The following is a 10,657-nucleotide window of genomic DNA, read 5'->3' on the forward strand; positions in this document are numbered from 1 at the left end:
GAGCAGACAATCCGTAGATTTTTTTTCACTAGTCCGATTTAGTGACCGATCTCTGCGTCGCGTTCGAGCTCAGGAACCAGATTTGAGTGCGTCATGTTCATCAAATTGTCGCGCAACCAGAGGTGGGCAGGATTTCGGCTGTCACGCTCGTGCCATAGCATATCGACATGCACCTCTGGGGTGTCGAATGGCAACTCTTTCCATACTAACGCTTCTGTCATTCCTGTCGCAGAAATCAGGTGCCGAGGCAAAACGGTCAATAAGTCGGAATGTGCCACAACGCGGCCGGCGGTAAAAAACTGATTAATGGTCAACAAAATGCGGCGCTCACGTCCCATTTTGGTCAGCACTTCGTCAATCAAGCCATGTGCTCGCCCTGAAAAACTGACCAGCAAATGATTGGCAGCACAGTAATCATCGAGACTTAACTTGGAATTGGCGAGCGGATGCCCCTGTCGCATCACGCAAACATAATGACCAGAGTAAAGGCGCTCATGTCGAATCGCACTGTTACCCGCAGTTTGTCCCCCCGACAATTGGGCGACCACACCCGGAAAAAATCCTACCGCAATATCGATATCGCCCCGTAACAGCATTGGCCTTGGTTCGCGGGTTGTCAGCGGTACCATACGTACATTGATCCCCGGCGCTTCGTTTTGGATAGAGCGTACCAGGGTCGGCATCCATAACGCAGCAGTGGCGTCCGCCATGGCCATGCGAAATGTCATCTGGGCTTTGGAAACATCAAAAATCCCCGGGGCCATCGCTGATTCGAGTTTAGCCAACGCTTCGCGGATGGTTGGCCATAACACCTCTGCACGAGGGGTTGGCTTCACCCCGTAAGCTGTCCGGATTAATAATTCGTCATCCAGCGAATGTCTTAAACGCTTTAAGGCATTGGACACCGCTGGTTGGGTCATTGCCAGCTTATCCGCCGCGCGAGTCAGGTTTTGTTCAATCATCACAGCATCAAATACGCGCAGCAAATTGAGATCCAGAGTCAAAAAATTCATCTTACTTGTCCCCGTTTATATTATTAAAAGCAATTATTCACAAACGATATAGTAATTATAGGAAATAGAAATTAGAAGGTTATGTTGCAATGCAATAAAATACGCTCATCATTTAAAATATATCGTTGAGAACATCATGAGCTTCCTTAATATTGCCTTTCCAGCCACAAGCGCTATTCCGATGGCTGAAGTTGCTATTAGTTCATTTCTGGCATCCTTGCGCCCATTATTGGGTTTAGGTTTGTTTGCTTCCGTGTTCGTCGTTTTCAAGCCATTGCTGTCTGGTATTGCACAAGCGTTAAAACTGGTTGTTGCTCCTAAGAAAACACGTGAAGAAAAAACAGCGCTGCGCAATTTGCGTAATGCTTTAGCGATTCGCCGCATTGCCAATGACCTCGATCGCAGCTCGCCAAACATGGCTGCAGAACTGCGCGCATTGGCTTCACGCGGTTAATTTCGACATTATGTCAATCAGCGTTTATTGACGTCTTAAAGAATAGGATTTTGCAATGCAACATTGGTCAGTGTACAGCGATAAATCGCCGTCTGCACAAGTCGCAGAAAAATCTTACAAAACACCACATTTGTTCGTGCGTTCGCGCAGCCTGACGTCGATGCTACCAAGTTTCTTGAGCACAGGTTTGGTTACGCTGATCGTCAGCGCAGTCTTGCGCCTGGTCTGGGTCGGATTTAATAACGAATTCTTTTCCGCCTGGATGGAGGCGTGGTTGACAACCTGGCCTATCGTCTTCCCGTTGGCCTATGTCATGACACCGCTTTTGAAGCTGATAGGTAAGCAAGGTCAAACTTCACAACAACAAACGACAGTTTCGTTGAATAACAGTCTGGCAAAACGCGTACCGCCGCACGCTCCTTACTTCCGCTGATTGAATCTGCTAAAAAAACCGCGTCCTATCAGGAGCGCGGTTTTTTGCTTTTATTGCTATTGATATTGATATTGATATCGCTTTGAGCTTATCCCTCAGACAGGACATTGTTGGTGATACTCAGCAAGTGCTTGCTCTTGCAATTTTTTAATACTGCCGTCGTCATCCATCGTTTTTAAAACACGTTCCAATTCCGGAACCAGATTTGCGTGGCGAATATGCAGATACATGTAGATGGGGCGATGTTCTAATGGAGGTTCCAAAATAACGATATTTTGCAGCCCTAACTTTTTTAACACACAAGCGCTAAACCGAGACTCAACAACCAGATCGGAGCGACCAATTTGCAGCTTCTTAAATAAAGATTCCACGTTCGGTGCCGTTTCGCGATTCGCAACGTTTTTCAGGCGTTCGTCAAAATAGGGAAGTTTGGCGATATAACCGACGCTATAGGGTTTCAGGCTGTCAAAGCCGTTCGGAACAAATTTTTTGTTGATCGTGTTATTGATCGCATACACGACCGCTTCATCATAAGCGATGGGAACGTCCACCTTGATGCCATTGACCAGCTCTGTGTACAAGGCTCTGGTGCCCATACCGTCTAATTTTCCCTGATTCCACATCGCTTGCATCCGCATACCTGGAAGTGGAACAAAACTGACATTAATCTGCATGCTGTGGAAGGCCTGCGTCAACATCTTTTCGGCCATTAAGGACGACGGACGGACGACGTCAGGAACATATATTTGCAAACTCTCAGTGGCATGTGTCAATCCGATATGACTAACACAAGCCAATAAAAGTAAGCGACGTACAGTGTTAGTGATGCCTGGGAGCATATGGCCAGTCTCAATAAGAAAATGTCGTAATTGCATCATATACCACAATAGAACTTAAGCAAATTCGTTTACCAGAGTAAAGATTGCAAGATGCCAACTTAATTTTTTTATTGAAAACCTAAGACAGAGCAGGTCCACTCTCTCATTGAGGTTAAAGTTGGATCACAATTCGCGATAAAAAAAAGCGCGACCATGTCGCGCTTTTTTTGGGATGACAATCAGCTTAAGCCAGCAGGCGTTTTTCCAAAGCGATGCGAGTTGCTTCCAATTCTTGTGGCAAATGGTACGCGAGTTTTTCAAATAACTCGGTATGCAAAGCTAATTCAGCTTGCCACGCTGCCTTATCGATCGATGTGATGGTGTTGAATTGTTCTTGCGTGAAATTCAATCCATCCCAGTTCAAATCACCAAAGGTCGGTGTTAAGCCGAACACATTGTCGACGCCGTTCGCATTACCTTCAATACGATCGAGCATCCATTTTAAAACGCGCATATTGTCACCAAAACCAGGCCAGACAAATTTACCGTTTTCATCTGTGCGGAACCAGTTAACACAGTAAATTGCAGGTAATTTAGCACCCAGTGATTCGATTTTCTTGCCCATATCCAACCAGTGTTGGAAATAGTCGCTCATGTTATAGCCCATGAATGGCAACATCGCAAACGGATCGCGACGCACCACGCCTTGTTGGCCGGCCGCCGCCGCCGTGGTTTCCGAACCCATGGTCGCTGCCATGTACACGCCTTCTACCCAGTTACGTGCTTCGGTAACCAATGGCACCGTTGTCGAACGACGACCACCGAAAATGAACGCCGAAATTGGCACGCCCGCCGGATCATCCCACGCTGTATCAATGACGGGATTTTGTGTGGCTGCGACGGTAAAGCGTGCGTTTGGATGCGCGGCTTTTCGGCCAGTTTCTTTTGCGATTTCTGGCGTCCAGTCTTTACCTTGCCAGTCGATCAAATGTGCTGGCGCTTCTTTGCTCATGCCTTCCCACCACACATCGCCGTCGTCAGTCAGACCAACATTAGTGAAAATGGTGTTGGAAGTCAAAGAAGCCATACAATTAGAATTGGTCGCTGTATTCGTGCCAGGTGCTACACCAAAATAACCAGCTTCCGGGTTGATGGCATACAAACGGCCATCTGCACCAGGTTTGATCCACGCAATGTCGTCACCAATAGTGGTGACCTTCCAGCCTTTGATGGCTGGAATTAACATGGCAAAGTTAGTTTTGCCGCATGCCGATGGGAATGCCGCGGCGACATAATGCTTTTTGCCTTCAGGGGATTCAACGCCCAGAATCAGCATGTGTTCTGCCAGCCAGCCTTGATCGCGACCCATGGTGGAAGCGATACGCAAAGCAAAGCATTTTTTACCGAGCAGGGCATTACCGCCGTAGCCGGAACCAAACGACCAGATTTCGCGGCTTTCTGGGTATTGCACAATATATTTGGTGCTGTTGCATGGCCATGCTACGTCCGCTTGACCAACTGCTAATGGCGCGCCAACAGTATGTACGCAAGGAACGAAATCACCATCCGAACCAAGAACGTCATACACGGCTTTGCCCATGCGCGTCATGATGCGCATATTGACTGCGACGTACGGAGAGTCAGACAATTCAACGCCGATATGGGCAATTGGTGAACCCAATGGCCCCATGGAGAATGGCACAACATACATTGTGCGACCTTGCATGCAGCCGTCAAACAATGGGTGTAAAGTGGCACGCATTTCTGCGGGTGCCATCCAGTTGTTGGTTGGACCGGCATCTTCTTTGTTTGCGGAACAAATGTAGGTACGGTCTTCAACACGGGCGACGTCACCAGGGTCGGAACAGGCCAGATAGCTATTTGGACGTTTGGCATCGTTGAGCTTTTTCATGGTGCCAGCAGCGACCATCTGTGCGCATAAACGGTCGTATTCTTCTTGCGAGCCGTCACACCAGACAATATTTGCGGGTTTGGTCAAGGCCGCAATCTCTGCGATCCAATTGATCAGTTTTTGATGCTTTACATAAGCGGGCGGGTTAATTGCTGCCACGCCTTGCATGATGGGTTGATTCATACTGCCTCCAATGCCATTTCAATAAAAAAACCGGTGTAGCGGCACGGCAGGATCGTCGTTTGCATGTTGCAGATTTGCGAGCGCAGTGGAAAAATTCCAGGCTCAAGCAAGGCGTACACCATCGCGGCGGTTCTGTCGGATAATAGGACATCAGGACGGTAATCCCGATTCCAGCTAGCGCCTGCCATTCGAGTAAGGGCGGCAGACGGAAGAATCAAAAAGCTACTTAAACGATAATTGTACACGCGAGTGCTGATTGAAGCTAATTTTGCCTCAAAATGATTAGCATAGTAATACTAATTGTGAAAGTGAAACTGTTTCACCTATTCACCTTTAAGCAAAGAAAAATTTCATGAAAATTGCTATTTTGGATGATTACCAGGACGTCGTTCGTCAACTGGACTGCTTTAAACTACTGCAAGACCATGAGGTTAAAGTCTTTACCAACCGCGCAGTTGGTGCAGGTCAGCTGGCGATCCGGTTAGCATCATTTGATGCACTGGTATTAATACGTGAACGAACGCGCCTGACGAGACAATTATTGCAAAAATTGCCAAACCTGAAACTCATTTCACAAACCGGCAAAGTTTCTGGCAATATTGATATCGAAATGACAACGAAACTGGGGATTACGATTACTGAAGGTATTGGTGACCCGACGGCCCCAGCCGAGCTGACATGGGCGCTCATTATGGCTGCATCCCGACGCCTGACAAATTACAGCAGCCTGTTGCAACAAGGAACGTGGCAAGCTGCGTCGATTCGCCCTGAACATAACCAATTAGGACGTGTCCTGAAAAAACGTACCTTGGGCATTTGGGGTTACGGCAAAATTGGCAAGCTCATTGCGGGTTATGGAAAGGCATTTGGCATGCAGGTCATGATCTGGGGACGACCAGCAAGCTTGGCGCAGGCAATACAAGACGGCCATCGCGTCGCAAGCTCAAAAGAGGATTTTTTTGCCGAAGCGGACGTGATTTCCATGCATTTGCGATTAAATGATGCAACGCGCGGCATCGTCAAGCAGGTTGATTTGGCGCTCATGAAACCTGACGCCTTGTTTGTCAATACGAGCCGGGCTGAACTTGTCGAGACGGATGGCTTACTCAATGCTTTAGATCAGGGGCGTCCTGGATTTGTGGCGATCGACGTGTTTGAATCAGAGCCCGTAGCCCCCGACCATCCTTTGCTTAGACGTGAAAATGTGCTGGCGACACCCCATCTCGGTTACGTTGAAAAAGATAGTTATGAATTGTATTTCTCGGCCGCATTTCAAAATATTCTCGATTTTGCTGCCGGTACGCCGAAAAATATTCTAGCAACCTAAATCGCTTCACTATTTTGACTGTGGGTAAGTGCTCGCTTATCCACAGGCGATGACACCATCACATAATTTTCATAAGCTTTTCCGCCTAAGATAAAATCGACACTGTCCGCCTTGGTGTAGCCGAGGTGTTGATAAAACTGAATCGCACTCAGATTTTGCGCATTTACTTTGAGCCATAATGTGCTTTGATGCTCTGACTTTGCCCAGCTTTCGGCTGCCTGCATCAGAGCTTTGCCCAGACCTGTACCAACGAAATGTGCTTGCACATACAAGGTAGCCAATTCAATCGCGCGGCGTTCGGTATAAGGGCATTACGACGATACATTAATGACCGCAAACCCTAGTAAGTTGTCCTCCTTTTCCGCAACGATAGCGTGCCGCAACGGATCCGCTATCATCTCACTGAATTTCGCTGGCGTCAGTTCTGCCAAAACATAGTCAGCAATGATGCTTGAAACACCATTTTTAGCGTAGGTATGCATCCAAACCTGCGACGCAAGAACCGCGAGCTGGTTCGCGTCCTTCGTTTGAGCGACGCGTAAGTCGTGTGAATCGTTGGAGATTTTTGTCATTTGGTGAAAAACAGCATTGTGAAAAATAGTTCTGTGAAAAATAGATCTGTGAAGCGAACTCTTGGTGGATATTGTGAGTCAAGTTGATCTTAATGCCCTGCTTATTGCGTCATTTTTAATATGCAAAACGATCGCTCTTTCTAGAGTCAAACTGGAAATGACAAGGCAGCCAAGTCGCTTTTTTGTCTCGCCAAGAAAGCGAAGCTAAGACAAAGGATGCAACGCTGAGGCTTTGCCCAGCAACTGCCGTCACTTTGTGTCGGCACAATTTGTGCGTCGAAAAAATGGGAAAGCATTGGAGCGGCGATCCAACCCGAATTACCATACTCCCATCCAGTAACTAAATAAGCCACCGTCAATTAAGACTAAAAGACCCATTATTTAAAAAAAGGCGGGGAGTATATAAATTACCCTAGAACTCCAATGGCAAACTCCATGAATTTGGAATCACATCATGGCGTACCACAGCACGCAATTGATAATGCCTAGCACGGCTTTCCGGGCTCCAGGTTTTATCCCAGCCCGGGGGATAACTTAATTGCAAATTTTCCGGCAGTGACGAGCGCTGGCGTACGCTAATGATGGGCAAATGCAAAGGGAGTGGGCTACCTGGCGTATCTGCGCCGAGGCTGTAAGCGTAATTTGGCAGAAGTTGTTCACAGACGTTGGCAAACCACACGGTGTGGTCTTCATCTTTTCCTAATGCCTGCGCTAAACCCGCCGGATCAAACTGAGCTAACGCTTGAATCAATTCATCGGTGCTGGCGCCAGGTGCATCGCCCCATCCCATCACGGGATTAAAATTGTAATCCGCCCCAGAGCCTTGCCAGCCAGGGCGACATGGTCGCTCCATCCAATTGCGGCACCCTGTGAATAGCTGCCAGCGCCAATGCAGTCCGGAAGGTTTTGGCCAGCTATACAGATATAATTTTTGATAGCCCGCAGCATGCAAAGTACGCACCATCGCCATTAATCGTGCGTGTGGCATCCTTTCGGGTGGATGCAGTCGGAATAAAATCGCCTCGCCATCCGCGTGTTGAATGTCGTCTGTGGATAAGTTCAGATCCAGCTCCCGCTTTTCATCACCAAACCGTGCAGCAACCCAACCGGTCAACAAATTGACAGACATCAGCACCCCATAACCGCGATGGCGGTGAAAAATGACGGTACCGGGAGCGATCGTTTTCATCTTGTTGTTCCTGCGCCAACCATGCTATTGCTGACGACTAGTGTTTATACGTAGCTTTGTAGTGTAGCAGTTTTCAGCAAAGCCATAGCCGCGCTACAATGCCCCTATTCCAACACCAACTTATAACCAGATCATGACACTGCGCATCCTCGCCACTGGCGGCACTTTCGACAAACACTACAATGAAATCGCCGGTAAACTTGATTTCTCTGAAAGCCATTTACCTGAGGTGATTCAACGTGCGCGCTTGACAGTACCTGTTGAGCTGGAAATTTGTATGTTAATGGATTCTTTGGATATGGATGACAGCCATCGACAAACTATTTTGCAGGCTTGTGCACAGTCCGCGGAGAGTGCGATTGTTATCATTCATGGCACCGACACCATGCGAGAAACCGCAGAAGTTTTAGGTGCAGCAAACCTTGGTAAAACGATCGTCTTCACGGGTGCGATGATTCCTTACGATATTGCCAACTCGGATGCCTTTTTCAATTTGGGATTTGCTTGCGCGGCGGCACAATTATTACCCGCCGGAGTTCACGTTGCAATGAATGGAAAAATTTTTCCATGGAATGACGTTCAAAAAAATCGTAGCGCCGGTGTCTTTGTCAACAAATGAGGCCGGATATCATGAAACTGTTCCTTGCCACTTTACTGCTCTGTTGTTCAGCGTTGGCGTCGGCGGCAGAGGTACGTTTTGATTCGCTCTATTTTTTTCAGTCTGAACAAACGATGCAGGCGAAAGGTGTCACGATCGACAGTTTGGGACGCTATTCTCGTAAGCTTCAATCGGCCATTTATCGGTCATTGAAAGGCGTCAAAATGCCACCAAGTTCGGGTTACGTTGTCATCGCCATCCGTGCCGATGGTGCCGTCACATCATGGTTAGATATGAAGCCATCTGTGCACCAATTTTATGATAATCAGATTTACGATGTCATACAAAAATTGCCCGTCATAGATATCCAAAGTGGCGTTTTTGTCTTCGCCATCAAGATGTCGATAGAGACGCCGGTTTTCACCAAAAAACCTGTTCCTGAGCCCGCTGATTGGCTTGATGCCAAAAAGAAAATCAACAATCCAAGTGATATCGAGCAATTAGTATTGTCGATTTGGCCGGAATAAAATTTGGCCGGAAAAATAGTAAACAACGAAAGACAAAATGGCGGGTTGTACCGGTGCTACAAAAGCTGAATCTCGTAGGACGGTTGCAACCCGCTATTGATTTTAGCGTTAAAAAACTACACCAAGCCGTCCTCTTTAAACATCGTCTTCAACCCGCGCAAAGCTTGCCGGATACGTGCTTCGTTTTCGATTAATGCAAAGCGCACGTACTCATCGCCATACTCGCCAAAGCCAATTCCTGGTGATATACACAACTTGGCTTTTTGTAAAACTTGCTTGGCAAATTCCAATGAACCAAGATGACGATATTGTTCAGGAATATGCGCCCAGATATACATCGATGCTTTTGGCTTTTCGACCATCCACCCTAGTTCGTGCAATCCTTTAACAAGTACATCACGTCGTGCCTGATACGTATCGCGGATTTGATGAACACAGCTCTGATCACCTTCTAATGCAGCAATAGCGGCGACTTGCACTGGCGTAAAACTACCATAATCGTGATAACTTTTTATGCGTGCCAACGCAGCGACCAACTCCTTGTTGCCCACCATAAAACCAATCCGCCAGCCTGCCATGTTATAGCTCTTTGACATCGTAAAAAATTCGACCGCGACATCGCGCGCACCAGGCACTTGCATGATCGAAGGTGCTTTCCAGCCGTCATATACAATATCGGCATAAGCGAGATCATGCACGACCAAAATCTTGTGTTCTTTGGCGAGTTTTACGACGCGTTCAAAGAATTCTAATTCCACACATTGCGCCGTCGGATTCGATGGAAAACCAAAAATCATCATCTTTGGTTTTGGGTATGTTTCTCGAATTGCACGTTCTAATTCCGCAAAAAAATCCACACCAGGACTCATACGTATAGAACGGATATCGGCGCCAGCGATCACTGCGCCATAGATGTGAATAGGATAGCTGGGATTGGGCACCAGAACGGTATCGCCTTTGTCCAGAGTCGCTAACATCAGATGTGCCAAACCTTCTTTTGAACCGATGGTGACGATGGCCTCGCTGTCAGGATTGATCTCGACATCATAGCGATCTTTATACCAACGTGAGATCGCCCGCCGCAAACGTGGTATGCCTTTGGAGGCAGAATAGCCATGCGTGTCGGGCCGTTGCGCGACTTCGACTAATTTATCCACAATGTGTTTTGGCGTCGCCCCATCAGGGTTGCCCATGGACATGTCGATAATGTCTTCGCCACGACGGCGTGCTGCCATTTTTAATTCGGCTGTAATGTTGAAAACGTAAGGAGGAAGACGATTGATACGAGCGAAGGAAAAGTCAGGTGTGGACGCAGGGCTGCCCTCACCTACTAAACCCCGACCCGGCGGAGTTAATGTATTGGTCATGATTAAATTGTCGAGTTATAACTGTTGTAACAGTTGAAACGTAACGCCCGGAACCGTCCGAGCGACGCATCCTTATACAAACGCATAAGGATGACTTGATTCTAAGCCCTAAATTTCAATTGCGGCAAGTAATTTATTAAGGCGAATTCTAGGATGAAGTGCAATTTATGAACGGTACCGGTTAATGAGGGCAAGATGCGATAGCATTTGTGCCTTTTTGACCGGCCAGTCGAAATTGCATAATGAACTACACACATCTCACCC

Annotated in this window: 13 protein-coding genes; 5 read left to right on the top strand and 8 right to left on the bottom strand. The window is 47.5% G+C overall.

The window, feature by feature from the left end; translation table 11 throughout:
- Positions 1 to 38: 38 nt before the first annotated feature.
- Complete coding sequence (locus ACO0K1_RS11580; RefSeq protein WP_423025819.1) at positions 39 to 1,013, bottom strand: LysR family transcriptional regulator; 975 nt, start codon at positions 1,011 to 1,013, stop codon at positions 39 to 41.
- Positions 1,014 to 1,149: 136 nt separating this feature from the next.
- Here ACO0K1_RS11580 and ACO0K1_RS11585 point away from each other — a divergent pair, with 136 nt between their 5' ends.
- Positions 1,150 to 1,467 (top strand): hypothetical protein, encoded by a 318-nt coding sequence (locus tag ACO0K1_RS11585; RefSeq protein ID WP_423025821.1) that lies wholly within the window; start codon positions 1,150 to 1,152, stop codon positions 1,465 to 1,467.
- A gap of 55 nt (positions 1,468 to 1,522) precedes the next feature.
- Entirely contained in the window at positions 1,523 to 1,900 is a 378-nt protein-coding gene (locus tag ACO0K1_RS11590; RefSeq protein WP_423025823.1) for a DUF2798 domain-containing protein, read from the top strand.
- Positions 1,901 to 1,995: 95 nt separating this feature from the next.
- Here the strand turns inward: ACO0K1_RS11590 and ACO0K1_RS11595 are convergent, their stop codons facing one another.
- From ACO0K1_RS11595 to ACO0K1_RS11605, 3 genes are all read right to left on the bottom strand, one after another.
- Positions 1,996 to 2,739, bottom strand: coding sequence for a substrate-binding periplasmic protein (locus ACO0K1_RS11595; protein WP_423025825.1), 744 nt, complete (start codon positions 2,737 to 2,739; stop codon positions 1,996 to 1,998).
- 223 nt (positions 2,740 to 2,962) lie between these two features.
- The gene (locus ACO0K1_RS11600) at positions 2,963 to 4,813 is read right to left on the bottom strand and encodes a phosphoenolpyruvate carboxykinase (GTP) (protein ID WP_423025827.1); all 1,851 of its coding nucleotides are present in this window, start codon (positions 4,811 to 4,813) and stop codon (positions 2,963 to 2,965) included.
- The gene (locus ACO0K1_RS11605; RefSeq protein WP_423025829.1) at positions 4,810 to 5,058 is read right to left on the bottom strand and encodes a hypothetical protein; all 249 of its coding nucleotides are present in this window, start codon (positions 5,056 to 5,058) and stop codon (positions 4,810 to 4,812) included. Before ACO0K1_RS11605 ends, ACO0K1_RS11600 begins: the two co-directional genes overlap by 4 nt.
- Before the next feature lie 107 nt (positions 5,059 to 5,165).
- Here ACO0K1_RS11605 and ACO0K1_RS11610 point away from each other — a divergent pair, with 107 nt between their 5' ends.
- Entirely contained in the window at positions 5,166 to 6,140 is a 975-nt protein-coding gene (locus ACO0K1_RS11610; protein WP_423025831.1) for a D-2-hydroxyacid dehydrogenase family protein, read from the top strand.
- Here the strand turns inward: ACO0K1_RS11610 and ACO0K1_RS11615 are convergent.
- From ACO0K1_RS11615 to ACO0K1_RS11625, 3 genes are all read right to left on the bottom strand, one after another.
- Positions 6,137 to 6,421, bottom strand: coding sequence for a GNAT family N-acetyltransferase (locus tag ACO0K1_RS11615; RefSeq protein ID WP_423025833.1), 285 nt, complete (start codon positions 6,419 to 6,421; stop codon positions 6,137 to 6,139). The two genes, ACO0K1_RS11610 and ACO0K1_RS11615, sit on opposite strands and share 4 nt — an antisense overlap.
- 30 nt (positions 6,422 to 6,451) lie before the next feature.
- Positions 6,452 to 6,712, bottom strand: a complete 261-nt coding sequence (locus tag ACO0K1_RS11620) for a hypothetical protein (protein WP_423025835.1) — start codon at positions 6,710 to 6,712, stop codon at positions 6,452 to 6,454.
- Positions 6,713 to 7,124: 412 nt separating this feature from the next.
- Positions 7,125 to 7,901, bottom strand: a complete 777-nt coding sequence (locus tag ACO0K1_RS11625; protein ID WP_423025837.1) for an L-asparaginase — start codon at positions 7,899 to 7,901, stop codon at positions 7,125 to 7,127.
- Between the two features lie 133 nt (positions 7,902 to 8,034).
- Between ACO0K1_RS11625 and ACO0K1_RS11630 the strand changes: the two genes are divergently transcribed.
- Both ACO0K1_RS11630 and ACO0K1_RS11635 read left to right on the top strand, forming a co-directional pair.
- The gene (locus tag ACO0K1_RS11630) at positions 8,035 to 8,520 is read left to right on the top strand and encodes an asparaginase domain-containing protein (RefSeq protein WP_423025839.1); all 486 of its coding nucleotides are present in this window, start codon (positions 8,035 to 8,037) and stop codon (positions 8,518 to 8,520) included.
- An 11-nt stretch (positions 8,521 to 8,531) separates the two neighbouring features.
- Positions 8,532 to 9,026, top strand: coding sequence for a hypothetical protein (locus ACO0K1_RS11635; RefSeq protein WP_423025841.1), 495 nt, complete (start codon positions 8,532 to 8,534; stop codon positions 9,024 to 9,026).
- A gap of 116 nt (positions 9,027 to 9,142) precedes the next feature.
- Here ACO0K1_RS11635 and alaC read toward each other — a convergent pair whose 3' ends face one another.
- A complete protein-coding gene (alaC, locus tag ACO0K1_RS11640) occupies positions 9,143 to 10,393 on the bottom strand; it encodes an alanine transaminase (RefSeq protein WP_423025843.1) in 1,251 nt (416 codons plus the stop codon).
- Positions 10,394 to 10,657 lie beyond the last annotated feature (264 nt).

This window comes from Undibacterium sp. SXout20W, from assembly GCF_049340285.1.
Classification (GTDB): Bacteria; Pseudomonadota; Gammaproteobacteria; order Burkholderiales; family Burkholderiaceae_D; genus Undibacterium.

Excerpts from the sequence above, each read along its gene's own strand:
- ACO0K1_RS11595 (WP_423025825.1), bottom strand. The coding sequence starts at position 2,739 with ATGCTCCCAGGCATCACTAACACTGTACGTCGCTTACTTTTATTGGCT.
- ACO0K1_RS11585 (WP_423025821.1), top strand. The coding sequence starts at position 1,150 with ATGAGCTTCCTTAATATTGCCTTTCCAGCCACAAGCGCTATTCCGATG.
- ACO0K1_RS11590 (WP_423025823.1), top strand. The coding sequence starts at position 1,523 with ATGCAACATTGGTCAGTGTACAGCGATAAATCGCCGTCTGCACAAGTC.
- ACO0K1_RS11580 (WP_423025819.1), bottom strand. The coding sequence starts at position 1,013 with ATGAATTTTTTGACTCTGGATCTCAATTTGCTGCGCGTATTTGATGCT.
- ACO0K1_RS11625 (WP_423025837.1), bottom strand. The coding sequence starts at position 7,901 with ATGAAAACGATCGCTCCCGGTACCGTCATTTTTCACCGCCATCGCGGT.
- ACO0K1_RS11610 (WP_423025831.1), top strand. The coding sequence starts at position 5,166 with ATGAAAATTGCTATTTTGGATGATTACCAGGACGTCGTTCGTCAACTG.
- ACO0K1_RS11635 (WP_423025841.1), top strand. The coding sequence starts at position 8,532 with ATGAAACTGTTCCTTGCCACTTTACTGCTCTGTTGTTCAGCGTTGGCG.
- ACO0K1_RS11620 (WP_423025835.1), bottom strand. The coding sequence starts at position 6,712 with ATGACAAAAATCTCCAACGATTCACACGACTTACGCGTCGCTCAAACG.
- alaC (WP_423025843.1), bottom strand. The coding sequence starts at position 10,393 with ATGACCAATACATTAACTCCGCCGGGTCGGGGTTTAGTAGGTGAGGGC.
- ACO0K1_RS11600 (WP_423025827.1), bottom strand. The coding sequence starts at position 4,813 with ATGAATCAACCCATCATGCAAGGCGTGGCAGCAATTAACCCGCCCGCT.
- ACO0K1_RS11630 (WP_423025839.1), top strand. The coding sequence starts at position 8,035 with ATGACACTGCGCATCCTCGCCACTGGCGGCACTTTCGACAAACACTAC.